Annotated in this window: 23 protein-coding genes, 1 tRNA gene and 1 riboswitch; of the genes, 19 read left to right on the top strand and 5 right to left on the bottom strand. The window is 52.9% G+C overall.

The window, feature by feature from the left end:
• Nucleotides 1-12: 12 nt before the first annotated feature.
• The 7 genes from KZZ10_RS14085 (at nt 13) to KZZ10_RS14055 (ending at nt 9169) form a co-directional block, all read left to right on the top strand.
• Nucleotides 13-1677, top strand: coding sequence for an AMP-binding protein (locus KZZ10_RS14085; protein WP_259662150.1), 1665 nt, complete (start codon nt 13-15; stop codon nt 1675-1677).
• Nucleotides 1677-3419, top strand: a complete 1743-nt coding sequence (mnmC1, locus tag KZZ10_RS14080) for an FAD-dependent 5-carboxymethylaminomethyl-2-thiouridine(34) oxidoreductase MnmC1 (RefSeq protein WP_259662149.1) — start codon at nt 1677-1679, stop codon at nt 3417-3419. The genes KZZ10_RS14085 and mnmC1 overlap by 1 nt, the downstream gene beginning before the upstream one ends.
• A 75-nt stretch (nt 3420-3494) precedes the next feature.
• Complete coding sequence (locus KZZ10_RS14075; protein WP_259662148.1) at nt 3495-5663, top strand: glycoside hydrolase family 31 protein; 2169 nt, start codon at nt 3495-3497, stop codon at nt 5661-5663.
• A complete protein-coding gene (locus tag KZZ10_RS14070; protein ID WP_259662147.1) occupies nt 5664-6902 on the top strand; it encodes an amidase in 1239 nt (412 codons plus the stop codon).
• Between the two features lie 35 nt (nt 6903-6937).
• A tRNA-Lys gene (locus tag KZZ10_RS14065) sits at nt 6938-7014 on the top strand.
• Between the two features lie 148 nt (nt 7015-7162).
• Complete coding sequence (locus KZZ10_RS14060) at nt 7163-8137, top strand: MBL fold metallo-hydrolase (protein WP_259662146.1); 975 nt, start codon at nt 7163-7165, stop codon at nt 8135-8137.
• A 42-nt stretch (nt 8138-8179) separates the two neighbouring features.
• Nucleotides 8180-9169 carry a Bug family tripartite tricarboxylate transporter substrate binding protein gene (locus KZZ10_RS14055; protein ID WP_259662145.1) on the top strand — a complete coding sequence of 330 codons (990 nt, stop codon included), beginning with the start codon at nt 8180-8182 and terminating at the stop codon, nt 9167-9169.
• Here the strand turns inward: KZZ10_RS14055 and KZZ10_RS14050 are convergent.
• A complete protein-coding gene (locus KZZ10_RS14050; protein WP_259662144.1) occupies nt 9160-10404 on the bottom strand; it encodes a D-amino acid dehydrogenase in 1245 nt (414 codons plus the stop codon). The genes KZZ10_RS14055 and KZZ10_RS14050 overlap by 10 nt on opposite strands.
• Before the next feature lie 164 nt (nt 10405-10568).
• Nucleotides 10569-10668, bottom strand: a riboswitch (glycine riboswitch).
• Nucleotides 10669-10731: 63 nt separating this feature from the next.
• Here KZZ10_RS14050 and KZZ10_RS14045 point away from each other — a divergent pair.
• Together KZZ10_RS14045 and KZZ10_RS14040 are read left to right on the top strand one after the other, a co-directional pair.
• The gene (locus KZZ10_RS14045; protein ID WP_259662143.1) at nt 10732-11259 is read left to right on the top strand and encodes a GNAT family N-acetyltransferase; all 528 of its coding nucleotides are present in this window, start codon (nt 10732-10734) and stop codon (nt 11257-11259) included.
• 382 nt (nt 11260-11641) lie between these two features.
• Entirely contained in the window at nt 11642-12196 is a 555-nt protein-coding gene (locus KZZ10_RS14040; RefSeq protein WP_259662142.1) for a hypothetical protein, read from the top strand.
• Between the two features lie 44 nt (nt 12197-12240).
• Here the strand turns inward: KZZ10_RS14040 and KZZ10_RS14035 are convergent, their stop codons facing one another.
• A complete protein-coding gene (locus KZZ10_RS14035) occupies nt 12241-13404 on the bottom strand; it encodes a mandelate racemase/muconate lactonizing enzyme family protein (RefSeq protein WP_259662141.1) in 1164 nt (387 codons plus the stop codon).
• Between the two features lie 183 nt (nt 13405-13587).
• Between KZZ10_RS14035 and KZZ10_RS14030 the strand changes: the two genes are divergently transcribed.
• From KZZ10_RS14030 to KZZ10_RS14000, 7 genes are all read left to right on the top strand, one after another.
• Nucleotides 13588-13866 carry an EF-hand domain-containing protein gene (locus KZZ10_RS14030; RefSeq protein ID WP_446001719.1) on the top strand — a complete coding sequence of 93 codons (279 nt, stop codon included), beginning with the start codon at nt 13588-13590 and terminating at the stop codon, nt 13864-13866.
• 51 nt (nt 13867-13917) lie between these two features.
• Nucleotides 13918-14313: a DUF2946 domain-containing protein gene (locus tag KZZ10_RS14025; RefSeq protein WP_259662140.1), complete on the top strand. Its 396-nt coding sequence runs from the start codon at nt 13918-13920 to the stop codon at nt 14311-14313.
• An 88-nt stretch (nt 14314-14401) separates the two neighbouring features.
• The gene (locus KZZ10_RS14020) at nt 14402-14896 is read left to right on the top strand and encodes a copper chaperone PCu(A)C (protein ID WP_259662139.1); all 495 of its coding nucleotides are present in this window, start codon (nt 14402-14404) and stop codon (nt 14894-14896) included.
• A 6-nt stretch (nt 14897-14902) separates the two neighbouring features.
• On the top strand, nt 14903-15802 hold the full coding sequence (locus tag KZZ10_RS14015) for an MbnP family copper-binding protein (RefSeq protein ID WP_259662138.1): 900 nt from the start codon (nt 14903-14905) through the stop codon (nt 15800-15802).
• A 15-nt stretch (nt 15803-15817) separates the two neighbouring features.
• Nucleotides 15818-17020, top strand: a complete 1203-nt coding sequence (locus tag KZZ10_RS14010) for a methanobactin export MATE transporter MbnM (protein ID WP_259662137.1) — start codon at nt 15818-15820, stop codon at nt 17018-17020.
• 88 nt (nt 17021-17108) lie between these two features.
• The gene (locus KZZ10_RS14005) at nt 17109-18185 is read left to right on the top strand and encodes an amidohydrolase family protein (protein WP_259662136.1); all 1077 of its coding nucleotides are present in this window, start codon (nt 17109-17111) and stop codon (nt 18183-18185) included.
• Nucleotides 18178-18792, top strand: coding sequence for a glutathione S-transferase (locus KZZ10_RS14000; protein ID WP_259662135.1), 615 nt, complete (start codon nt 18178-18180; stop codon nt 18790-18792). Before KZZ10_RS14005 ends, KZZ10_RS14000 begins: the two co-directional genes overlap by 8 nt.
• Here the strand turns inward: KZZ10_RS14000 and KZZ10_RS13995 are convergent.
• Nucleotides 18789-19007, bottom strand: coding sequence for a SlyX family protein (locus KZZ10_RS13995; protein ID WP_259662134.1), 219 nt, complete (start codon nt 19005-19007; stop codon nt 18789-18791). The two genes, KZZ10_RS14000 and KZZ10_RS13995, sit on opposite strands and share 4 nt — an antisense overlap.
• Before the next feature lie 127 nt (nt 19008-19134).
• Between KZZ10_RS13995 and KZZ10_RS13990 the strand changes: the two genes are divergently transcribed.
• Genes KZZ10_RS13990 through arsB form a run of 3 tightly spaced genes read left to right on the top strand, consistent with a single transcriptional unit; the run spans nt 19135 to nt 22426 of the window.
• On the top strand, nt 19135-20178 hold the full coding sequence (locus KZZ10_RS13990) for an ArsJ-associated glyceraldehyde-3-phosphate dehydrogenase (RefSeq protein ID WP_259662133.1): 1044 nt from the start codon (nt 19135-19137) through the stop codon (nt 20176-20178).
• 3 nt (nt 20179-20181) lie between these two features.
• Entirely contained in the window at nt 20182-21393 is a 1212-nt protein-coding gene (gene arsJ / locus KZZ10_RS13985; protein ID WP_259662132.1) for an organoarsenical effux MFS transporter ArsJ, read from the top strand.
• Between the two features lie 10 nt (nt 21394-21403).
• Nucleotides 21404-22426: an ACR3 family arsenite efflux transporter gene (arsB, locus tag KZZ10_RS13980; RefSeq protein WP_259662131.1), complete on the top strand. Its 1023-nt coding sequence runs from the start codon at nt 21404-21406 to the stop codon at nt 22424-22426.
• Between the two features lie 2 nt (nt 22427-22428).
• On the opposite strand, the gene KZZ10_RS13975 is transcribed toward arsB, so the two are convergent.
• On the bottom strand, nt 22429-23673 hold the full coding sequence (locus KZZ10_RS13975; protein WP_259662130.1) for an MFS transporter: 1245 nt from the start codon (nt 23671-23673) through the stop codon (nt 22429-22431).
• 25 nt (nt 23674-23698) lie between these two features.
• Nucleotides 23699-24310, bottom strand: a complete 612-nt coding sequence (locus KZZ10_RS13970) for a glutathione S-transferase family protein (protein WP_259662129.1) — start codon at nt 24308-24310, stop codon at nt 23699-23701.
• Nucleotides 24311-24324 lie beyond the last annotated feature (14 nt).

Raw genomic sequence — 24324 nt, 5'->3', positions numbered from 1 at the left:
TGGCGATAGACCATGAAGTCAGCATGGATTAACAGTTATCCGGAAGGTGTCCCAGCGACGATTTCAACAGACGGCTATGTCTCTCTGGTGGATTTGCTGGAGCAGGCCTGTGAGCGGTACGGTCCCCGCACTGCGGTGCAGTCCTTTGGTGTGCCTCTGACCTATGCAAAACTTGACGAAGAGGCAACATCCTTTGCCAAATGGTTGCAATCGCTGAAGTTGGAATCGGGCGCACGCGTGGCGCTAATGATGCCTAACGTCTTGGCCTATCCCGTTGCCTTGTTGGGTACGCTCAAAGCGGGCTGCGTCGTGGTTAATGTGAACCCACTGTGCACACCCCGAGAGTTGGGCGTGCAGTTGCGCGACAGTGGGGCGAGCGTCATCGTGGTGTTTGAAAGCGTGGCTGATACGCTGGAGCAAGTGACGGATTGTGAAGGGCTACTGCATCGCGTAGTCGTGTCCCCCGGGGACATGCTGGGACCATTTAAATCCAGTGTCATTAATTTTGGTGCGCGGCACATTAAGAAGCTGGGACCTAAAAAGCCGATGGTTGGGGCTTGGCCGTGGCGGTTTGTGCTGAGGCTAGGTAGGGATTTGTCCTGGCAGGCGCCTGATCTTTCGATGGATGATCTCGCGGCTTTGCAATACACGGGAGGCACCACGGGCTCACCCCGCGCGGCCATGCTCACGCATCGCAATCTAGTGACGAATGTTTTGCAAGTCCAGGCAGTGGCGCAACCCGCACTCGGCGATCTATTGCCTCGGCCGCTGACCATGCTCACGGCTTTGCCGCTTTATCACGTGTTTGCGATGACGGTGTGTGGTTTGTATGCGCTGCACGCGGGCATGAAAAGCGTCTTGGTGATTAACCCGCGTGATCGTGCGTCATTGTTGTATGCCTGGCGCAAAGACCCGCCACACGTGTTGCCTGGCGTGAACACTTTGTTCAATGCCTTGCTCAATGAAGCACAATTCGCGAAGCTTGATTTCCGGCACTTACGCCTAGCTTTTGGGGGTGGCATGGCGATTCACCAGGCTGTCGCAGAGCGCTGGGTCGCTGTGACGGGGCGCCCCTTAATTGAAGGATACGGGTTATCCGAGACCTCTCCGGTGGTCTCAGCCAATCCGACGAATGCGTCAGCTTACTCTGGCAGTATCGGATTGCCATTGCCATCCACAGAGATCTGTATTGTTGACGAGCAAGGCGTGCCGGTCGCGACGGGTGAGCGTGGTGAAATCGCTGTGCGAGGACCCCAAGTCATGCGAGGCTACTGGAACGCACAAGAAGAGACAGACGCAGCGAGGACTCCAGATGGATTTTTCCTGACAGGGGACATTGGCTATATAGATGCTCAAGGTTATGTGTTCTTGGTTGATCGAAAAAAAGATTTGATTGTTGTGTCTGGTTTTAATGTGTACCCCAGTGAGGTAGAGGCCGTCGTGTCTAGCCATCCTGGTGTGTTGGAATGTGCGGCAGTCGGTGTGCCTGACAGCTCAACGGGTGAGGCGGTGAAGCTGTTCGTCGTCCCCTCGGATCCGTTGTTGAGCGAAGACGCTGTAGAAGAATGGTGCGCGCGCGACCTTAGTCGCTATAAGTGTCCGCGTACGATTGAGTTTCGGACAGAGCTTCCCAAAAGCAATGTTGGGAAAATTTTGCGTCGTGCCCTGCGATCCTGATGACGTCCTTTGCTGCTGTATTTGCTGGGCTTGGAGTGCCTCAAGTTTGGGTTGGCCGCAGCGACTACACCATTATTGACACTGCCTTTGGCGAAGGGCATCTGTTTTTACACCTTTGGCATGCATGGCGTCTAGAACCGCAGAGGAGTCGACGTCTCCACGTTGTTGGCCTGCTACCTGAACTTTGCCCGGCTCAAGAGCTTCAAGCGCGCTTACTGCAAACGTGCCCTGCAGACATACAGCCGTTTGTACAAGAGCTGGTCGAGGCATGGCCGTTGAATCTCTTGGGTGTGCACCGTCTGGAGTTTGAGCGGCTGCGCGTGACGCTAACCCTGGCTGTCGGTGATGCCTCGATCATGTTGGGACGCGTGTCGGCCCGTGCGGACGCTGTAGTGTTTCCTCCCGAAGCGCGTGACTACCCTGATGTAAAGCTTGAGCCATTGCTTGCTGCGGCGACACGACTGTTAGCGCCGGGAGGTAAGCTTGTCAGGCTATTGATGTCAGCGACTAAGCTACGCGAAAATTTTAGTGAGCAAGCCTCAGCGCTCTGGGGACAGGGCACAGCTCGAGGAGGCGTGTGGTCACGCGGTGAGGGCGCGCAATCGGCTGTTTCGTCGGGGCTTCATGAAGGCCACCAGCACGTCGTTGTCGTGGGTGGAGGGTTTGCTGGTGCGAGTGTTGCGCACGCGCTATCTCTGCGGGGCTGGGCTGTGACCGTGTATGAGGCCAGCGGAGCCGAACAAGCGCCACACCGAGGACATCTCGCGGCGGCACTGACTCCGATGCTTACCCGTGAAGATGATATCCGCGCGCGGTTGTCACGGGCGGGGACCTTGCTCGGCCATCGGCGCTGGGGTCATTTGACGGGAGAGGCGTTTGATTGCTGTGGTGCTTTGCAGTTATCTCGAAGGTCCGGGCGAATTGTGGACTTAGAATCTGTGGTTGCAGGCTTGAACCTACCCGAGGCTTGGGCAAAATTCGTCGATGCAAGCCAGGCAAGTGCGATCGCAGGCATCCATTTGCAGCGAGGCGGCATTTATTTTCCTATGGCCGTACGTGTACAGCCCGAATTGTTCCTCGACCAGCTGCTCAACGGCCCCAACATTTTGCGACGCAAGAGGCGCGTTCAACGTATCGTGCGGCGCGGCGAGGTTTGGCAAGTGTTAGATGCAGCGGGTGAGGTGTTCGATGAGTCCCGTGTGGTGGTGGTCGCTGCAGCGCATGCGACACAAGATATTTTGAGTGCCAGCGGGCTGCTGTCTGAGCATGCGCGCTTACGCATGATGCATCGGCTGGGGGGCGAGGTGACCTATGTTCCGGAGGGGCTGCTCGCGGGTGGGCCGCGTTGTATTGTTTCCGGTGACGGATATGTACTTCCGGCTGTGGATGGATATTGCGTCACGGGAAGTAGCTATTTGCACGGGGCCGAGGTGGTCTCTGTGACTGACGCTGGGGCGAGAGAAAATTTAAAGCGAACTGAGGGTCTAGTTGGTACGCCGCTATTGCAAGAGCAGGCTGGTCATGGCGCAATCTTAGGATGGGCGGGCTGGCGAGCCGTGTTGCCCGGACGCCTCCCTGCGGTGGGTGCTATAGGCCAACATACGGGCCTTTGGGCCATTACAGGGCTTGCATCTCGCGGGCTAACCTGGTCAAGTCTGGCGGGAGATTTGGTCGCAGCAACCCTAAATGCTGAACCTCTGCCATTGGAAACCGATATAATTGACAAAATTAGTCAGATTTAAGCCAGTTTCACAATTTAAAATACTTAAATCCGTCAAAATAGCGCCTTTGGTCGCTTTTATACCCACGCGCTAAACATGCACCTAGATTCACTCAAACTAGTCGATACTTTGCCTACCAAGCTCGTATTCGATGCAGGTGCGGGAATGAGACTCGTGGTTGAACCGCATGCGCCTGGCGTGTTCCGGATTCGCTGCGGTCGCCCCGACGCTGTCGCCGCAGATATTCTGCCCGGCGCACGAGCGCGTGCGCATGCAGAAGTGTTGCTTGCTCGGCCAGAGGCGATAGGCGAAGCTATTCTCGAGCCGCTCAAAGGCGCACTGAAGGGTTGGCGGCTTGTGCAAGGAGATGTGAGTCTAGATATCTCTGTGAATCCATTCAAACTGCATTTGCACCGACTTGGCAAAACAGCCTTAACGCTTTGCGAGTCTGGCGTTGCTCGCTCGGAAGAGCTTTGGTCGCTGGGCTTTGATCTCAAGCGTACTGACAAGATATTTGGTTTAGGCGAGACTCCAGGGGATCTCGATCGGCGTGGTGAAACGATTGTGTCTGATGCGCCAGACCATCGCGCTTTGCCCCTGGCTTGGAGCCCTAATGGCTGGGGTGTTTATGTCAACACCCTCGGCCGCGTAGAGCATGATTTAGGCGCCGAGTCCGCGGCACAGTACATGATCGCCGTGGAAGATGAAACGCTTGATGTGTTCATCTTTGCTGGCGAGCCCACTGAAATTTTGAACCAGTACACGCAGCTCACGGGTCGTGCTGGTCAGCCCGTTTTGTGGTCGATGGGTGTCTGGGTTGAGCAGCACACGAGCCATAACGCTTCTCAGACGGCTGAGCTCATTGCAGAATTTCGACGCTTAAGTCTGGCAGTCGATGGTGTGTTGCTGTTGCCGCCAGCCGCCTGGACTTATCAGGATTCGAAGTTGCTGCCCGAGTGGGATGCCGAGCGTTTCCCGAGTCCGAAACAATTATTGGCACAATTTGGCAAGCATGCGACCCATTTGTGTATGCATACAATCCCAGCAGCGCTGGTTGAATCGACGATCTTTGCCGAGCTAGAAGACCGAGGCTGGTTACTTGTGGGTGAAAGCGGGGAGGCGCATGTTTTTGCGGGCGTTCCTGCGACGCAGGGAAAGCCGTTTGGTCTCTTGGATTTAACTCATCGCGATGCAATGAAGACTTGGTCAGAGCGCCACCGTCATCTTGCTGAAGAGGGTGTCGGGGCAACGGCCTGTGATGTGCAGTTTGATTTCCCGGATCATATTGTTGCGCGCGGTGGCGAAAGTGGTGCGGTGTTGCGTTCGCTCTACCCAGCATTAGCGCGTCGTGCATTGTTTGATGCGGCAGCTGGTCATAAAGTGCCGCCAGAGGGTGTTGTTTTTAGTTCTGATTTGTTTGCGGGTGCGCAGCGCCTGTTGTGGCAAAGCGCACCCCGTGTACCTAACACATGGGGTGGTTTGCAGCATACGCTGCGCACTGCCTTATCGATTGGCGCAAGCGGTATCCCAGTTCAAATGCATGCCTTGGGCAACGCAGCAATGCCAACGGCGGATATGACGCCAGAGCTGTATCTGCGGTGGCTAGGCATGGCGGTATTTTCTGCCAATCTGGCTTTTCAAGCGCATCCCGATTTATTGCCTACTGCGTTTGACGAAGCAACGCGTGCGCACGTGCAGTCTTGGTTGCAATGGCGCTATCGCTTGATTCCGTACGTTCTTGGTGCGATTGAAGATTCAGCACGCACAGGCCTGCCAGTGCAGCGTTCCATGGCGCTCTCGTTCCCCGCAGATGCTGAGGCACAGCGCTGGGATACACAATATATGCTTGGTCCAGCACTGCTGGTTGCGCCGGCGATGAAGCCAGGTAAGGAAATTCAAGTGTATTTGCCGCAAGGCGATGCGTGGTGGGATCTAAACACAGGCTGGCGCTATGAGGGCGGCACCACGTGGACGGTCTCCTGTGCGTTAGACGCTTTGCCTGTATTTGGCCGAGAAGGACACATGCTCTGCTTGGGTCCGACTGCCAGCCACACGGGCGAATTTAATTCGGCACGCATTCTGGACGAGGTCTGGATGTTTGGTATGCCGGTGCACAACCCCGTTGTGATGCGCAATAAGATTCGTGTCATGCAGATGCAGGGCTCAAGCTACATCAAGGGCCTTGAAGGCTTGCGTATCCTTCCCTCTGAGGGCTTGGAAGTCAAGCGACGCGGCGCTGAGGTGCGCATCTCGCGAGCACGCTAAGTGACAGCGCTCACTAGATCGCAGATTTTAGAAGAACAACTTGCCCGGATCGCCTCGCGCGAACCGCAGGTACGCGCCTGGTCTTGGCATGATGCGCAGCAGGTTCGCGAGCAGTTCGCCGCATTGCCGGCAGATACGTCTGCCCTGCCGTTGGCAGGAGTCACTGTTGGTATCAAAGATATCTTTGATACATATGATATGCCCACAACCTACGGCTCTGCGGCCTTTGCCAACCACAGGCCGCAGCATGATGCGTACGCTGTTGCAAAGCTGCGAGCTGCGGGGGCGTTGATTATAGGTAAGACGGTGACAACAGAGTTTGCTCACCAGCACGCGGGCCCCACGACCAACCCCCACTGCATTGACCGCACACCGGGTGGCTCCTCGAGTGGTTCGGCGGCAGCCGTTGCAGACGATATGGTGACGATGGCGCTGGGTTCGCAAACAGGCGGATCGACGATTCGTCCTGCCACCTACTGCGGCATCGTTGGCTTCAAACCCACACACGGCAAGGTTTCGCTAGAGGGCGTTGGTCCGCTGTCCGTTACGATGGACACCATCGGGTTGATGGCTCGCTCAATGACCGACATTCGGTTGTTGTCATCCGTGCTACTTGAACAAGATGCACGGGCTCAAGCCCCCGCCAAGCCTCGTGTTGCCTGGTACCCCTCCCCTGAAGCTCCTCAAGCCGATCCCGATGCGTTACGCGCGCTCGAGCGTGCGCGAGACGTACTTCAAGCCGCTGGCGTGCAAATCGTCGACATCGACTTGCCAGCGAAGGACTTTCTTGCGCTTGGTCAATCGAATCGCCTCATCATGGCCTACGATGCGGCGCGGTCTTACGAGGTGGTCTATCGCACTCAGGCTGCAAACTTAGGTGCCTCGACTGTTAAGTTAATTGAAACCGGTTTGCTGATTACGGATGAGCAGTTCAAAAAAGAACTATTACACGTGGAGAAGTGCAAAGCGTTGTTTGCGCGGGCGATGTTAGATGTTGATGCGGTGTTGACGCTTGGTGCCCCCGGGCAAGCGCCTCTTAAATCAACTGGCACTGGTATGTCGACGTTTAACCGGGCCTGGACAACGCTTGGGGTTCCTTGCTTAACATTGCCTTTCGCTAAAGGCGATGCAGGCATGCCCTTAGGCGTGCAGTTTGTTTCTGCTCTGAATGAGGACAGCCTTTTGCTGACACTAGGTACTAAGTTTGAGTCAATTTTTGCTGCACACCCCTCGGTTTGACAGCCAATAATGAAAAAGTCATAATGTAGGGCTTGGGGTCGGTAGCTCAGTTGGTTAGAGCAGCGGACTTTTAATCCGTTGGTCGGGAGTTCGAGTCTCCCCCGACCCACCAAGTAAAACAGTGACTTACTCTTTCAAGAGTAAGTCATTTTTTTTGCTCAAAAAAACGCATTGCTTCGTCGAGCATCAAAAACATTCCCTGAATGTAGAAAATCTGCGGTAAAAAAGATATTCGCTCAATACAAGCTGGGGCTGTCGACATGATGCTAGATGCGGTGGATGCGTTAGAAATACATATCCTTGTGGATAACACGACAGATATGCTCTCAACTACGCCGGCCGGCGTGACTAGCGAAGCGATGGGACTATTTAGTCGAGGCGGACAAATGATGGCCGGCCTCTGTCTATGTTGCGCAGCCCATGGTCTATCTTGTTTGATCACTGCTCGTAAAGGCGATACAGAGCGAACAGTCTTGTTCGACACAGGCCCTGAAGAGTACGCCTTTGAGCGAAATGTGAGTCGTTTGGGTGTTGACCTCGGTAAGGTTCAGTCGGTCGTGCTGTCCCATGGTCACTGGGATCATGCGGGCGCACTGTTGTTGGCATTGAACGCCATTCGACAGCGAAATGGGAGTAAAACCGTACCGTTTTACGGGCACCCAGACATGTTTCATAAACGCGCAGCGACTTTGCCTAACGGTAAGTACCGCGAAATGATCGATGTTCCTAGTGTCGAGCAGCTTACAGCCGCTGGAGCAGAGGTTGCTTTGTATCGCGAGCCGGTATCGCTACTCAATGATATGTTCGCGGTTAGCGGTGAAATCCCGCGACGCACTGCGTTTGAGCGTGGACTTCCTGGTCAAGTACGTAAAAATGCAGATGGCCAGTGGGAGAAGGACGAGATGCTCGTCGATGAGCGTTGGTTGGGAGTAAAAGTTAAAGACAAAGGACTTGTTATTTTTTCTGCATGTTCACATGCAGGCATCATTAACGTACTGCATGATGCGAGAGATCGCTTTCCTGACATTCCGATCCATGCTGTCTTCGGTGGCTTTCATTTGTCAGGAGCAAACGAAGCGATCATTCCTGAAACGGTAGAGGGTTTAAAACAATTTGGCTTGAAGTTAATCGGTGCAGGTCACTGCACGGGTTGGCGCGCGATTGCTGCAATGGCAAATGTTTTTGGGGATAAAGTCTTAGCGCCAACTGCCGTGGGTAAGCGGTATGTGTTTTAGAAACGTGCTCTAGTCGAAATAATTGAACGCTCGGGAGAGGTCATGTTGAGTAGCCTGTTTTTAAAGAAAGCATACGGAGTGTTATTTGCTTGTTTTTTGTCGGTAGGTTTTTGCGGCGCTGTCGTTGCGCAAACGGAATCCTACCCACAGCGTTCCGTGCGAATTATCGTTCCTGTCTCTGCGGGCGGTAGTACGGATAAGATTGCCCGCCTGATCGCAGAAAAACTTAGTAGCGCTTGGGGTCAAACGGTAATAGTTGAGAATATTACGGGTGCAGGTGGTGCGATTGGTGCGGCACAAGTCGCTCGTGCAAAGCCTGATGGTTACACGCTCGTGCTCCACAGCGATGCGATCGTGCTCAATACCATTCTGCTCAAAAACCCGCCCTACACCGCAGAAGACCTGAGCGGCGTGATGCGCTTGGTCGTCAATCCGCAGGTGCTTGTGTCTAATCCGGGCTTTCAGGCGCAAACATTTAAAGACTATGTTGACTTCGCCAAAGCAAATCCCGGCAAGCTTACGCTGGCATTGCCGACAAGTGGTGGCATTGCCCATATCGCGCACGAGGTGCTCGCCAGCGCAGCGGATATTAAAGTCAACTACATCCCATACAAAGGTGGCGCGCCTGCTGCCTTGGATACGATGGCCGGACACGTGAATGCCACAATCATCACCTTGGCTGCTGTCACTGAGCAAATTAAGGCTGGCAAGTTGCGTGCCTTGGCGGTGACGACCAACTATCGCTCACCTGTTTTCCCTGAGGTGCCAACGATGGCGGAGTCAGGGTACCCAGCCGTTAATATCGAAAGCTGGCAAGGAATACTGGCGCCTAAGGGCACACCAACTGCGATCCTGGACAAAATCAATAAGGATGTGACGGAGATTGTTCGCGACCCTGCGAATATCAAGCAGATTGAGGCGCTGGGATTCAGCGTTTCAACCAATACAGTCCCAGAGATGCAAGTCATGCTCCGGGACTTACGCAAGAAGTATGCTGATACGATTGCGCAGGCGGGGATTGTTCAGCAGTAACGCGAGCTATCTAAGCCCTTTGCCTGTTGGATGCAAGACGCGATCGCCTCGGCGGTGATTGCCGAGAGCGTCCAGCCTAGATGACCGTGCCCGGTATTGTAAAAAACATTAGGTTTTTTGCCTGGCCCCACTTTGGGAAGCATGTTGGGTAGCATCGGACGTAAACCGGCCCAAGGTATGACATGGCGGGTGTTGATGCGCGGAAAGCACTGGTGTACCCAGCGAACAAGTGGCTCAATGCGATCCGCACGGATGTCGCGGTTGGTGCCGTTAAACTCAGCGGTACCTGCCACCCGAAAGCGATCGCTGCCTAAACGGCTCGTGACGAGTTTTGTTTCGTCGTCTAGCAAACTAACCTGTGGCGCACCGCTCTGGCTCGCGGGATCATTGAGATTCACGGTGATCGAGTATCCCTTGACTGGGTAGATATTGATTCGGTCGCCCAGTTGTGCGCCTAGCGCTCGGCTCGCGGTTCCACCACATAAGACGACGCCATCAAAGCGATTAGTTGTATCTCCTGCCTCGGCCTTTGCGCGCACCAGAACGCCTGAATCAACATGCACAAGGCGTATGACCTCATGGCTATAGTTACATTTGACGCCTAAGCGTTCAATCGCTGCGGCCAGTCCAGTCGTAAATTTGTGAATGTCGCCAGTTGAGTCGTCTGCTGTGAAGAACCCCCCGTAGTACTTTCCCGCAAGTGTGGGCTCGATGCTACGCATTTCGAGCGGGGTGACCGCGCGGCGCTCGAGTCCACCCTGCTGGAGTAAGCAATTAACGGACTGCGCGTGATCAAAGCTATGTTTGTCACGATAGATGTGCAAGATCCCTTTTGTTTGGTGATTGAAAGAGATGTTCTCTTGGGTAGCCCAGTCAAACAGGTACTTGCGCGCGGCGATGGCTAGTTGCGTGGTTTTGATGGTGTTCTGTTTGTACTGTGGGATGGCTGCCAAGAATTCCGTAAACCAGCTGAGTTTGTGCCAACTCGGGTTAGGATTAACTAACAGCGGAGCGCTGCGGTTGAACATCCACTTAAGCCCCTTTAGGACTGTGGACCAGTGGTTCCAGACCTCGGCGTTAGAGGCAGACAGTTGGCCTCCGTTCGCAAACGAGGTCTCCATCCCGGCGTAGCGATGGCTTTCGTAGAGTGTGACATCAAAGCCTCTTTTGACGAGCGCGTAAGCTGTGGTGACACCAGTGATGCCGCCACCAATGACAGCGATCTTGTTAAGCATGGGAATAGTCCTTGCGCACGAATAAAGGTGAGCGCACTTGCGATTCAAGTGTGCGCCCCCTCTGTGCAGGACCTGAGAGATTCGCGTCTCGGAAGCTAAGCCTCGATTAACGCTTGCTCCTTCGGTGTGCCGGGCTGTGCGGCTGGGCAACTCTTCAGAGTGTCAAAGAAGTAGCGGTTCCTTGTGCCTGAGAGTTTCCGGGGCGGTTGCTCCTTCGGCGACAGCAGTGCTCATGAGGCCTGTGTGCTCTCCCGCTACTAACGATACAAGTAGAATTCTACGTTATTTCGTAATCGCGAGTTCGGCAATTAAATGTGGGGAAAAGGAATGCATATTCGTGATGCAACCATCGATGATGCGCAGGGCATCATGCTTATTTATAACGATGCGGTGGAGCACACCACGGCGATCTGGAATGAAACGCTTGTTGATGAAGCGAATCGCCAGTCATGGCTACTAGAGCGTCAAGGCAAGGGCTATCCAGTGTTAGTCGCCGTTGACGGCTCTGATAAGGTGATTGGGTACGCAAGTTTTGGCGATTGGCGAGCATTCGACGGGTACCGACACACCGTCGAACATTCGGTTTATGTGCGGCACGATCGACGTGGGGCAGGAGTCGGTTTTTTGTTGATGACGGCACTGATTGAACGTGCTCGAAAATTAAAGAAGCACGTGATGGTCGCGGCAATTGAGGCGGGCAATCGAGAATCGATCGCGTTACATTTAAAACTTGGTTTTGTGCAAACGGGGCTGATGCCAGAGGTTGGTGTAAAGTTCGGTCGGTGGCTTGATCTTGCGTATTTGCAGTTGAAGGTGGGGGACACGATCCCAACAGGACTGGGTGTCGTACTTTGAATAAGGGATATTTAAATGAAAAAAGCTCTATTGGCAGTTTCGATACTGGTGTTGTCTTTTGCCGCCCATGCATCATGCAAAAATCCTGCGCCCAGGGCACAGCCTTTGATAGTACCCTCCGGACAGAGCTGCCCAAGTAACTACGGTCAGAGCGGCACGACCTGTGTACCAAACCCTGGTGCAGGGTACGCCTTCGTGGTGCCGTCGGGACAAAGTTGTCCAAGCAATTATGGGCAAAGCGGACGTGTATGTGTGGCCAACAGTAACGCATGCTATGCATACTACGGTGGAAGCGGGAGTTGCCCGGCAGGGTACGGCAAGTCTGGTGGTGTTTGCGTTTCTAACTAGCCGTCACTCTTCTCTTGACTTGGGAGTACTCTAAATGAATCGCATGCACTCAGTCCTTGCATTTGTTCTACTGTCGTTACTGGCACTGCCAAGTTTGGCGCAAAATAACAATCCGTACTTCAACAAGATGCTGGGACGCTGGTTGATACAGCAGTCGCAGACTGCGCAGAACATAAAAATAGAAATCATTACTGTTCAAGACTACATCGCGAACGGTGCGATGAATCAGGAGACACAATACCTGGTGACAATGGGTTCGACTGTTGTATCCTGTGTTGCACGCAGTGCATTTGATTGGTCAATGCAAGGCAATCTTCAGTTTCAGACCTTAAGAAACAAGAAACTAACGCCTGACTATCTAAAAGAAGATAACGTCAATGTCGATGATCCTTCTCGATTGAATACGATATGCGATTCAATCGCAGGTGTATCAGACAAAACTAGTTACATTGGGAAAACCGATCAGTTTCGCATTATTACGTTGGACGATCAGCAGAATACGTACGAGTACACCGACTCAGATGGCAAGGTCGTTCGGAAAACGGACAAGCGTGTACGAGAGGGATTTGCTTTCTACCACCGCAAGTAGAAAAATACCCGCATAAGCGGGTATTTTTCTATCTGTCTAAAGGATCACTGATCGACAATAAACCCATCGAAGTGCGGGCGCATCGAAATTGGTTTTAACAAGGGTGGCCGAATCTTTTGCGCGTCAGACAAAAGATTCATGCCTAGCCCTGGGCCAGTCGGAATATCGACGAAGCCATCCTTTGGTAATGGAACTTTATCGACGATATTGCTCCCCAAGTGTTCAGGGCGCGATTCGAAGGTGCCCGCCTCGAAGCCTGTTGCGTACTCTTGAATCGCAAAGTTTGGAATGGCTGCGGCAACTTGTAGGCAGGCGGCAAGACCGATAGGTGAGAGCGGATTGTGCGGCACGATTTGGACTTGATACGCTTCGGCGATTGCAGCAACTTTTTTAGCGCCCGTAATGCCTCCGCATAAACACAGATCGACGCGTGCATATTCCACACCGCCTCGCGCCATGAGCGCTTGGAATTCATAGATTGTTGAAAAGCGTTCGCCTGTAGCAATCGGGATATTAATTTTCTCTGCTACGCGGGCCATCGCATCATTGCTTTCTGGTCGAATGGGATCTTCGATAAACATTGGGTGCGTATGCTCAATGCCGTGCGCGAAGACAATCGCTTCAGCCGGTGTGAGGCGACGATGAATTTCTATCAAGAGATCGACGCGATCGCCAACGACTGCTCGCATACGTTCGGTATTTTCAATGGCATCGCGCATCTTCTTGATGTGGGTCTTGAAGTAAACCTTATCGTTGCCTTCATCGAGAAAAGGATTGAGGTGCCCAAAGGCCGTAAAGCCCGCGTTCATTTTGACTTCGCATTCAACCAACATCTTCTCAATCGTGTTTTCGTAGATATGACCGTAAATGCGCGCCTTGGTCCGCGCGGCGCCACCTAGTAGTTCGTAAATCGGTACGCCAAGCGCCTTGCCCTTGATATCCCACAAGGCCATGTCGATGGCAGAAATGGCTGCATTTTCAGCCATGCCCTGGAAGTAGCTAAAGCGATGCATCACGTTCCAGTGGTGTTCGATTGGGAAGGGATCTTTACCTTCAAGATATTCCGCGAAGCGCTTCATACAGATACCAGCGGCCTCGATATGGCCCCAGGTGCCCGCTTCCCCAAAGCCGGTGATGCCTGCGTCGGTACTGATGCGGGCGAACATGAATTGCCCGATGTGCAAGGGTTCGATTTTTGTGATTTTCATGATGGTCAGTTGCCCAGTGTGAATGGTCAAGAAGGGTTTGACGTATGTTTGTCTCGTTGCCTAATATACCCGCAACTATGGCTCAATAAATTTGAGTGTAGTTTTAGTGAGGAGTTTGGCGGAGATCGCTGGGCGACTAGTGCTACAGTCCAATCCTTCTGTTTTGTCACTTGGAGTTCTACTGTGAAGATGCGTCTTGCTTTAGCTAGTCTAGTCGTCCTGATGGGCATTTCGTTGGGTGCCGCTAGTGTTGCCCAGACAATGACTACTAGTCAGGCAAATGAGGTCAAGCAAGCAGAAGAACGCTTTGCGGCAGCTGACAAAAATGCGGATGGCAAACTGACGCTTGAAGAGGCGAAGGCCGGCATGCCTCGTATTGCTTCGTCGTTCAGCAAAATTGATGTCGAAAAGAAGGGCTACGTCACCTTGGACCAAATCAAGGCCATGATTCTAAAAAAATAGTCCGCTTGAGCCAATCCAGTCTGACTAGAAATCCTGATCTATACTTCGGTTATGAACTTGGTGCTGCGCACGCATAAACGTATTTTAAGTAGCATTGCCTTGCTGGTGATGCTGTTTAATCTATGCGCGCCAGCCCTCAGCCATGTGGTGTTGTCTGAGTCGTCCGGCCAAGATTTCTTGGTAGAAGTTTGTACGACGACAGGTACGAAGTTCATCAAGCTAGACAGGGTCGACTCAGAGTCGACGAATCATTCTAGCGATCAATCGTCATCAGAGTGCGCATACTGCGCCTTGAATGTACATTCTCTAGATCGTCCGCCTGCACATTTTTTGGGTGTAGTGGCATCTTCCTCTGCACTTCCTTCGCTTCATCCAGATTCACCGTTGCCGAATACGCAGGCACGTTGGGTCGTCAATGCGCCACGCGCACCTCCCATTTCTCTCTAAGCCCTCATACGTTGCCGCGATAGCGGTCTGAACTCGCACGTCGCCTCACCGAGGCGCGATGATGCGGTGAGCTTGATTGGAGAGAATCATGCGTCTACGACGTTTCTTTGTTTCGCTAGGTTGCTTGTGTTCCTGCTTTTTCTTTCTGGGTGCTGCCTATGCCCATGGAAATAAAGTGGGCGCACTCGTGATCGATCATCCCTATGCAGTGGAGAATCCTGAAAAACTCGGTGAATATGCCGTGTATTTCAAGGAATTAAAAAACACTGGCACGACACCCGATTTGTTGCAGAAGGCAGATACAGCTGTTGCAACCGAGTCCGTGTTCAGAACCGAAACACACTCAGTCGATCACGAAATTACCTGGGTCGATGTGAAGTCGATTCAGGTTGCCCCTGGGCAGTCGATCGTATTTCGACATGATGCTGAAGAGGGCTACCAAGTGCTATTGCGTCAGTTAAAGCGCCCCTTAAAAGTGGGTGATCGCTTTGATATGACGCTGACGTTCGAAAAAGCCGGAAAGGTCAAGGTGGTTGTCTGGGTGCAAAGACCACGCCCCGGTGAAAAGACACATAAACATTAAGGAATAATGATGAAATACGTAAATACACTCGCAGTGATGTTGGGATTGGGTTGTGGGCTTGGCTTGCCGACGGCACATGCGCAGCAGCAGCCCGTTGAAATTAAGTTCACTGCGCAAGTAAATGGTCAACCGTTTTCTTGTGGCCAGAGCTATAAAGATATTGGCAGCACAAAGTCGACAATCACACCAAGCGATTTTCGCTTCTTCGTGAGCGAGGTAGAGCTTCTTGACGCACAAGGTCGCGCAACAGCTCTCACCTTGACGCAAGATAAGACATGGCAGGTAGAAAATGTTGCTTTATTAGACTTTGAAAATGCAACAGGCCCTTGCCGTAATGGCACAGTCCCCACGAACACCTCTGTGCGTGGCACGGTTCCACCCGGTAAATATACTGGTGTGCGCTTTACCCTCGGCGTGCCGTTCAAGCTTAACCATGTCGATCCTACGACTGCCCCCGCACCCCTGAGTAGCACAGCCATGTTCTGGACATGGCAGGGAGGCTACAAGTTTTTGAAGGTGGATATGGCCAGTGCTGGCACCACGGCTGCGCACGGGCATGGCGCAGCGCACGGCGCTGGTCATGGAGGTGGAGCTGCATCCGGGTTCTCGGTCCACTTGGGAAGCACAATGTGCGCATCCCCATCAAAGACTGCAGCACCTACCGCTTGCGCAAATCCTAATCGACTCACGGTGAGCTTGCCACAGTTTGACCTAAGCAAGCAAACGATCGTTGCAGACATTGGTGCAGTACTTGCAGGTGCCAATGTTGATGTAAATACCCCAGGTACTTCGCCAGGCTGCATGAGCTTTCTGAAAGACGCGGATTGCCCACCCATCATGGCGGCTCTGGGACTTCCCTACGAGAATCATGCCGCTGGTCTCCAGCGCTTCTTTAGCGCAAAGTAACTTGGGGATATTGTGATGAGAGTGCCGGGATCGTTTCACCTGAGACTATTAAGCGTGTTGCTCGCTTGTGCAACGGTGATTTTGCTTGTTTGGTCTGTATTTGCTCAAAGCACCACGCAAGCCGACTCCTCATCCCGGCACGAGGTGGCATACCAGTGGGGCCTAGCCCCCTGGGCGCCAGAGCCTGTTGTGCCGCCAGACAATCCGATGTCGCTCGGTAAAGTTGAGCTAGGCAGACATTTGTTCTATGACAAGCGATTGTCTGCAGATGAGTCGATGTCTTGCGCGACATGTCATCGACAAGAGAAAGCATTCACTGACGGTAAGGCGCGGTCCGAAGGTGTAGACGGTAAGCTTGGGGGACGCAGTGCAATGTCGCTGGCGAATGCGGGTTATTTGCCCGTCCTGACTTGGATGAACCCAAATCTGAATAGTTTGGAAATACAAGCACTCATTCCAATTTTTGGTGAGCACCCCGTTGAAATGGGAATGGCTGGGCGCGAGGAACTGCTATTCGAAAGACTCAAGTCAGAGCCGCGCTACAAAAAAATGTTTATCGAGGCTTTCCCAAAAGAGGCAACCCTCGGGGATGCAGGGCTCTACTCGCTATCAACCGTCACGAAGGCCTTGGCCGCGTTCCAACGCAGCCTTGTATCGTTTAGTAGCGCCTTCGATCACTACCGGTATGAGGGCAAGGCAGATGCCTTGAGTCCCTCCGCAAAGCGCGGCGAGTCGCTATTTTTTGGTGAAAAAATGGAGTGCTACCACTGTCATGGCGGGTTGAACTTCAATGACAATATTCAGCATAGTCGGATGCCCTTTCCTGAGCTTGGGTTTCACAATACGGGCTTGTATGACGTCGACGGTAAAGGTGGCTATCCGCAGACGAACCCTGGAATTATCGAGATTACCGGTATCGCAGGTGATACCGGTAAGTTTCGTACTCCGACCTTGCGCAACATTGCGTTGACCGCACCTTATATGCACGATGGTTCGATTCCAAGCTTGGCTGAAGTGATCCGTGGTCATTATGCCCGTGCAGGCCGCGCCTCAGCAGACAAGGGTCAGCCCAATCCTTTGCGCAGCGAGTTTTTGCAAGGCTTTAACGTCACCGAGGAGGAGGTCGTTGACCTGGTTGCATTTCTAGAAAGCCTTACTGACTTTGCCTTTGTGTCGAATCCTCGGCATAGTGACCCTTGGCGAGCGGGCGTGCGATAGATCATTGGTCTCTTGCGCAGGTCAAATTCCTGATAAATTTAGCAATATCAATTTTTATCTCGACTCAAAAAATATAAAGGGGATCTTGATGCCAAGTAAATTGCCTTTGCGTGTAAGCCTTAATCCGGATGGCACGCCTGCTGCGCCCCACGTCCTCAAAGATAATTCCGCTTGGCGTGCCTTATTACGCGAAGACATTATTGACCCGCAACGTCCGATTATCGATGCGCACCACCATCTGTGGGAGCGGCCGGGCCAAACGTATTTATTCCCGGAGTTCATCGCTGATACAAAAGCGGGTCACAACATTCTTGCGTCGGTGTTTGTTGAGTGTGGTGCGTATTATCGAAAGAATGGACCTGAGATGATGAGCAGACTTGGCGAGGTCGAGTTTGCAAATGGCATGGCAGCGATTGGAGCCAGTCAGGCCTACGGAGTGGCGCAGGTTGCAGCAGGCATCGTCGGCACAGCAGATTTAACGTATGGTTCTGCCATTGCTGAATTGTTAGACGCTCAGATAGCCACTGCTTCAGAGCGGTTTCGCGGCGTACGTCTCATTACAAAATGGGATGCAGATCCGCCTCTAAATAACGGTCGTTATGCAATTCCACCGGGCTTACTTGCTGATGTGGACTTTCGGGCCGGATTTGCTGAATTGGCATCACGGGGTCTGAGTTTTGATGCGATGATTTATCACCACCAAATACCAGAGCTTAGTAATTTAGCGCGCGCGTTTCCTAATACCCCGATCATTCTGAATCACATCGGTGGTTTGCTGTCTAAGACTCGGACCTACCTTGCCGATGAGGCACAGACCAATGAGCAATGGAGAAGTGCACTACGTGACCTCGCTCAGTGCCCGAATGTTTTTGTGAAGCTTGGTGGTCTGGGTATGGGTTACCTTGGATTTGGCTTTAATAAGCTTGAACGACCCGCAGGGTCTGAGGTGCTGGCGCAAGCGTGGGGTCCCTTCTTCGAGTATTGCATTGAGCAGTTTGGTCCTGAGCGCTGTATGTTTGAGAGCAACTTCCCGCCTGATAGAGAGTCTGTCGACTACCATGTGGTTTGGAATGCGTTCAAGCGCATTGCGGCCTCATATACTGAGGCGCAGAAGCATCAGTTATTTTTTGCAACCGCGGCGAAGGTCTATCGTTTAGATGTCTAAAGCGATTCTCTATTCTTATCGTCGTTGCCCTTACGCCATGCGCGCGCGGATGGCGTTGCGCGTTGCTGACATCGAGGTCGAGCAAATTGAAATTAGTTTGCGAGACAAGCCTCAAGCGATGCTGGCTATTTCACCCAAAGGCACGGTTCCGGTCCTGCAGTGCGCAGACGGTCTGGTCATCGAGCAGAGTCTAGACATCATGCGCTGGGCCCTGAAGCAGAACGATCCGCAGAGGTGGCTGCAACGAGCCGAAGAGACAGAGCAGCTCGGTTTAGTTCAGCGTAACGACACAGACTTCAAGCATTGGCTAGATCGCTATAAGTATGCCGAACGCTATCCAGAATTTTCGTCATTGCATTACCGTGAACAAGCTGGGTTCGCGCTGCTTAATGATCTTGAAGTTAGGTTGGTGCGCTTTCCATATCTTGGTGGACAAGATCCGTGCTTGAGTGACGTGGCAATTTTTCCATTCGTTCGCCAATTCGCAGCGGTCGATGCCAACTGGTTTAGTACCGCCGAGTTTCCTGCGGTGCGCCGCTGGTTAAATGGTTGGTTAGAAAGCGACTTGTTCATGAGCGTCATGGCCAAGCCTGTCAAGCCAAGCTAGTAGTGTGGGGGAAGCTCATCCAAGAGCGTTGTCCCCGAAGTGTTTCGATCCTGAGGAAGCTGTTGCCTTAGTGTGCGTACTTCCTGAGCTAGGGCATCAATCTGTTGCTGTTGCCGAAAAATGGTCTGATTAAGTTGATCGAGCATATCGTCCGCAAGGACGATTTTCATTTCTAGTTCGTTAAGTCGATCGACTTGATCGCTGGGTAGCACCATGACGGGACTCGGTATCAAAGACTAAGAATGAGTATTGTCACATAATCGTCATATGCTCTTGCTAGAGTTCAGTCTGAAATAGTGTTACCTACCGTTCAACACGTAGCGAAAGCATGGGAGAGTCAGAATGAAAGTCGGTATTAACGGACTTGGACGGATTGGACGCCTTGCTTTGCGGTCGGCCTTTGGGGCTGCTGAACGGCAGTCTGATGATCCTCGGTCGGGCAATCGTCTGGAAGTCGTTCATTTAAATGAAATCAAGGGCGGCGCAGCGGCGACTGCCCATTTGCTTGAATTTGATAGCGTACAGGGCCGTTGGCGCGCAGAGATACAAGCCGACGATGCCCAAACGATTCGAATCAACGACAAGAAGCTTGGATTCTCTTCCTACGCGACGTCAGCAGAAATCCCTTGGGGGGATTATGGCGTCGACGTGGTGCTGGAATGCACGGGAAAGTTTTTAACGCCCGAGACGATTCAAGGACACCTCGAGCGTGGTGCCAAGCGCGTGATCGTTGCGGCGCCCGTCAAGGTTGGTAAGGTCTTGAATATTGTGGTGGGTGTGAACGACCATTTGTACGATCCCGCGCAATACAAAATTGTGACGGCTGCGTCGTGCACGACGAACTGCCTCGCACCCGTGGTCAAAGTGATTCATGAGTCGATCGGCATTCGGCACGGACAGATCACGACCATTCATGACCCCACCAATACGAACCAGGTCGTTGACGCGCCCCATAAAGATTTGCGCCGCGCGCGCAGTGCAATGTTGAGTCTGGCGCCGACGACAACAGGGAGCGCGACAGCCATCGCGTTGATTTACCCTGAGCTGAAAGGAAAGCTGAACGGCCACGCGGTTCGGGCTCCAGTATTGAATGCTTCGTTGACGGATTGCGTCTTTGAACTCAAGCGCGAAACCACGGCAGAAGAGGTCAACGCTTTGTTCGCTAAAGCTGCTGCTGGGCCCTTAGCTGGTATCTTGGGGTTTGAGACGCGCCCTCTGGTGAGTGCGGATTACGCACGGGATACACGCAGCTCAATTGTGGATGCTTTGTCGACAATGGTCACCGACGGCACGCTGTTGAAGATTTACGCCTGGTACGACAATGAAATGGGCTATGCCTGTCGGATGGTAGATCTGGCGTGTATCCTTGATAGCAAGGGTTTGTAAGCGATGTCTTCAGCTGGGGCACGTAATTATGGGATTGTGACGGCAGCGTACTGGGGCTTTACGCTGACCGATGGCGCGTTGCGCATGCTGGTACTGCTGCATTTCTATCGCTTGGGTTATTCGCCTTTTACCCTTGCTTTCTTATTTTTGTTGTACGAGGCTGCCGGCGTTTTAGCGAATCTGATTGGAGGTTGGCTTGCCGCAAGGTTTGGCATCACACGGATGCTAAGTGTCGGTCTCTCGACGCAAATTATTGGCTTCCTACTGTTGTCGATATTATCGCCCGATTGGGCAGCCGGCCTATCGGTCGCCTGGGTGGTGCTGGCGCAAGGCGTTTGTGGCGTCGCCAAAGACCTAACTAAAACAGCAAGTAAGTCAGCAATCAAAATTACAGCAGGCGAGGCGTCGGGACAGTTATTCAAGTGGGTTGCCTGGTTCACCGGCAGTAAGAATGCGATGAAGGGTGTCGGATTCTTTCTTGGTGGTTTGTTACTTGATCTGCTTGGCTTTCGTGGTGCACTGTGGGCCATGGCCGCGATGCTGGCAATCGTATTAGTCGCTGTGCTCTTATCCTTACCTCCGATGATGGGCAAGAGTCGTGCGTCAAAGTCTGCGCGTGAGCTGTTTGCAAAAAACCGAGCTATCAATTTACTGGCCGCTGCACGCGTCGTGTTGTTTGGTGCGCGAGACGTCTGGTTTGTTGTCGGTGTGCCCGTGTTCCTTTATGCGTCCGGATGGACGTTCACCATGGTTGGCGGCTTTCTGGCCCTGTGGACGATTGGTTATGGTTTGGTTCAGGCCATCGCACCATCACTCGTTAAGCGCAGCGCTGATGGGCTGACCGCGGAAGTTCCTGCAGCCAGATTATGGTCAGGACTCCTGGCTGTGGTGCCAATCGCGTTGGCGCTCGCCGTTGCATTCGCGGTGCCGCATCTTACCTGGGTCGTTGTGGTGGGTCTTGGTATCTTCGGTTTTGCCTTTGCGGTCAATTCGTCTGTGCACTCGTATCTGATTTTGGCCTATGCCGGGTCCGAGAAGGCGGCCGAGGACGTAGGGTTTTACTACGCTGCGAATGCAGCAGGGCGTTTAATCGGGACACTCTTGTCGGGCTTGCTGTATCAATGGGGAGGGCTTTTGGCGGCTTTGGTGGGTTCTGCGGTGATGCTAGTACTATGCTGGCTAATCACCCTATTTTTACCAACTACGCGCGCCTGAAAGGTTCTGCATGAATGTATTTGAGCGATACCTGACCCTGTGGGTATTTCTTTGTATCGTTGTCGGTATTGCCCTGGGGCAGTTAGCTCCAAGTGTATTTCAGGCGATTGCGGCACTGGAACTCGCACAAGTCAATCTGCCGGTTGGCTTCTTGATTTGGGTCATGATTATTCCCATGCTGATCAAGATTGATTTTGCAGCGCTCGGTCAGGTGCGTCAGCATGTCAAAGGGATCGGTGTCACCCTATTTGTGAATTGGCTAGTCAAGCCGTTTTCAATGGCGTTACTTGCCTGGCTCTTTATTCGGCACGCTTTTGCACCGTGGCTACCAGCAGAGCAAATCGATAGTTACATTGCAGGGCTCATTTTATTGGCCGCCGCACCTTGTACAGCAATGGTGTTTGTCTGGAGTCGGCTGACAGGCGGGGATCCAATATTCACCTTGTCTCAAGTGGCCTTGAACGACACGATCATGGTGTTTGCTTTTGCTCCCTTGGTCGCGCTGTTGCTCGGAATCTCTGCAATCACGGCGCCCTGGGATACGTTGATTATCTCTGTTGTACTTTATATCGTGGTACCTGTTTTGTTAGCGCAGCTTTGGCGTCGATGGCTTGTCTCTAAGGGAGAGGCGGCGTTTGACCGAACGATGACGGCATTGGGTAAGTGGTCCGTGGTCGCACTGCTCGCGACACTTGTCTTACTCTTCGCTTTTCAGGGGCAATCGATTGTTGAACAGCCGCTCATTATTGCCTTGTTGGCTGTCCCGATTCTGCTCCAAGTTGTATTGAATGCAGGTCTAGCCTATTGGTTGAATCGTAGGTTAGGCGAGCAACATAGTGTGGCTTGTCCCTCGGCACTCATCGGTGCCTCTAATTTTTTTGAGCTTGCTGTGGCAGCGGCGATCAGTTTGTTTGGTTTTCAGTCGGGGGCAGCACTTGCCACGGTTGTGGGTGTGTTGATTGAAGTGCCGCTGATGCTCGTCGTCGTAAAAGTAGTCAATCAGACTAAACCTTGGTACGAGCGACGCGTTTAGTTTCACGGTGCAGCAGAGACCTCTTTACTGATTACTGGCAACGATTGACGGCCAATCATAATGACAATTGCCGCAACAATATTAAGTAAAGCGGCAAGACCTAGAGGTAAACGATAGCTCCCGCTAAGGTCATACAGTAATCCAAAAAAAGCCGGTCCCATCGCTGACATGAGTTGCGTCAACATTGCCGTGATTCCGAAGATGGCACCAAAGGAAGCTGCACCAAATTCACGTCGCACGATGACAGGAGAGAGTGTCGTGATGTTACCCGCCGTGAAGCCGTAGCCAAGTACGCATAGGATAAGTGCCCATACCTGCTCTGTAAAAAGGAATCCTAGGCCAAGGCTCGCACCGGCGGTCAGTAAGACCGCAAAGGCGATCTGACGCACATCGAGACGATCAGAAAATTTAGCTAAGAGAATTCTACCGACGAAGGCAAGCATGGCTGCCGCAGTGATGCAGACTGCTGTAGCAGCTTGGCCAAGCGCAGGCAAGAGCAGTGACACTTGGTGTGTCAGAAAGCCTATTTGCACCATCAGAGCTAAGCCGAAGGTGAGGGCGACGCTGCGGAGCGCCAGTGTCCGAAGCGCCTCGGTGCGTGACCAGGTCCGCGCGGCCGGCTTACCCGCCTGTGGGGCGGGTGTTTCACCGTCTGGATATAGGCCTAGATCTTGTGGGCGGTGACGCAGAATGAAGAAGCTGACAGACCAAACGGTCGTGAGCACAATCAGAGCAACAACGAGTATTGCGGCATTGAAGCCCAGCCAGGTGATCAGGGCGAGAAGGGTTGGTACGCCCACCATGCCCCCAATGCTGGCTCCTAGCATTGCGGTAGAGACTGCACGACCTTGGTGCCTTTCGAACCATGGGGCGAGCGAGGAAGTGATCGCGGTGGTGGAGAGACAGGACCAGCCTAGACCCATCAGAGCAAAAGAGGCATAGACGTGCCAGATCTTGGAAATCTGACTCATCGCGATAAAGCCCGAGGCCATAATCGCAGCTCCGAGCGCCATGACAATGCGCGGACCGTGCTTGGCGATCGCGCTGCCGACAAAGCTCAACACCGAGGCATTGACTAAAAATGAAAGCGTAAGTGCGGACGACACCAACCCGATGGACCAGTCATGCGTTTGACTGATCGTGTGTAGGTAGACGCTTGGGCCATATAGGGCGAATGACCAGGCCACGATGGCAACAGCCATGCAGCCCGCCACCATCCACCAGCCATGGAATGTTTTACTTGTCATGACTGGGGCATCGTCAGAGACGTTTCTAGCCCTCTAATTGGCACGCTTTAAAGGCCGGTAAGGCTTCGCAGCGCGCAGAGAGCGCCACCAGATTTGGGAACTGCTCTGGTGCAGCAACCTTGGGCATCATTTTGTTTAGGAAGAACCAACCCACCGCAACAGTGATGTCGGCGAGATTCGCTTGAGCACCGCCCGGGAATGTTCCCTTGGCTGCAAGCCCTTCTAGAATTTCTAGGCTGGCACGGACCTGTGCACGCAGGCCATCCAAGAAGGGTTCATGGACTTTTTCTGCGGGTCGCTTAAGTGGTTCATAAATAATTTGAATAGATTTATCCAAACCGCTCGTCATAATCGCGCAGTGCTGCAGGGTGTGACGACGCGCGGCGCCACTTGGTGCCAACAATTTTTGGTTGGGTGTCATCTCCAGAATCGCTTCGATAATCGCCGCGCTTTCAATGAGGTGCTCGCCATTCTCAAGAACCAGTACGGGTACTTTGGCGATGGGGTTGTAGCTTTTGATTGCTTCAACGTCTTTGGCTGTCGACAAAACCTTATGCTCGTAAGGGGTTCCAAGGGTTTGCAGAACGACGCCAACGCGTCGAACAAAAGGGGATGCATAGCGGCCAACCAAAATCATTTTTGTCTCCAGGG

The sequence above is a fragment of the Zwartia hollandica genome (assembly GCF_019923725.1).
Lineage (GTDB): Bacteria > Pseudomonadota > Gammaproteobacteria > Burkholderiales > Burkholderiaceae_B > Zwartia > Zwartia hollandica.
Note: the sequence above shows the minus strand (reverse complement) of the source record. Positions and strands in the feature narration are given on the sequence as shown.

Bases quoted from the DNA above. Each gene is read 5' to 3' on its own strand.
- KZZ10_RS14085 (WP_259662150.1), top strand. From the start codon at position 13: ATGAAGTCAGCATGGATTAACAGTTATCCGGAAGGTGTCCCAGCGACG.
- mnmC1 (WP_259662149.1), top strand. From the start codon at position 1,677: ATGACGTCCTTTGCTGCTGTATTTGCTGGGCTTGGAGTGCCTCAAGTT.
- KZZ10_RS14075 (WP_259662148.1), top strand. From the start codon at position 3,495: ATGCACCTAGATTCACTCAAACTAGTCGATACTTTGCCTACCAAGCTC.
- KZZ10_RS14060 (WP_259662146.1), top strand. From the start codon at position 7,163: ATGATGCTAGATGCGGTGGATGCGTTAGAAATACATATCCTTGTGGAT.
- KZZ10_RS14055 (WP_259662145.1), top strand. From the start codon at position 8,180: ATGTTGAGTAGCCTGTTTTTAAAGAAAGCATACGGAGTGTTATTTGCT.
- KZZ10_RS14050 (WP_259662144.1), bottom strand. From the start codon at position 10,404: ATGCTTAACAAGATCGCTGTCATTGGTGGCGGCATCACTGGTGTCACC.
- KZZ10_RS14045 (WP_259662143.1), top strand. From the start codon at position 10,732: ATGCATATTCGTGATGCAACCATCGATGATGCGCAGGGCATCATGCTT.
- KZZ10_RS14040 (WP_259662142.1), top strand. From the start codon at position 11,642: ATGAATCGCATGCACTCAGTCCTTGCATTTGTTCTACTGTCGTTACTG.
- KZZ10_RS14035 (WP_259662141.1), bottom strand. From the start codon at position 13,404: ATGAAAATCACAAAAATCGAACCCTTGCACATCGGGCAATTCATGTTC.
- KZZ10_RS14025 (WP_259662140.1), top strand. From the start codon at position 13,918: ATGAACTTGGTGCTGCGCACGCATAAACGTATTTTAAGTAGCATTGCC.
- KZZ10_RS14020 (WP_259662139.1), top strand. From the start codon at position 14,402: ATGCGTCTACGACGTTTCTTTGTTTCGCTAGGTTGCTTGTGTTCCTGC.
- KZZ10_RS14015 (WP_259662138.1), top strand. From the start codon at position 14,903: ATGATGAAATACGTAAATACACTCGCAGTGATGTTGGGATTGGGTTGT.
- KZZ10_RS14010 (WP_259662137.1), top strand. From the start codon at position 15,818: ATGAGAGTGCCGGGATCGTTTCACCTGAGACTATTAAGCGTGTTGCTC.
- KZZ10_RS14005 (WP_259662136.1), top strand. From the start codon at position 17,109: ATGCCAAGTAAATTGCCTTTGCGTGTAAGCCTTAATCCGGATGGCACG.
- KZZ10_RS14000 (WP_259662135.1), top strand. From the start codon at position 18,178: ATGTCTAAAGCGATTCTCTATTCTTATCGTCGTTGCCCTTACGCCATG.
- KZZ10_RS13995 (WP_259662134.1), bottom strand. From the start codon at position 19,007: ATGGTGCTACCCAGCGATCAAGTCGATCGACTTAACGAACTAGAAATG.
- KZZ10_RS13990 (WP_259662133.1), top strand. From the start codon at position 19,135: ATGAAAGTCGGTATTAACGGACTTGGACGGATTGGACGCCTTGCTTTG.
- arsJ (WP_259662132.1), top strand. From the start codon at position 20,182: ATGTCTTCAGCTGGGGCACGTAATTATGGGATTGTGACGGCAGCGTAC.
- arsB (WP_259662131.1), top strand. From the start codon at position 21,404: ATGAATGTATTTGAGCGATACCTGACCCTGTGGGTATTTCTTTGTATC.
- KZZ10_RS13975 (WP_259662130.1), bottom strand. From the start codon at position 23,673: ATGACAAGTAAAACATTCCATGGCTGGTGGATGGTGGCGGGCTGCATG.
- KZZ10_RS13970 (WP_259662129.1), bottom strand. From the start codon at position 24,310: ATGATTTTGGTTGGCCGCTATGCATCCCCTTTTGTTCGACGCGTTGGC.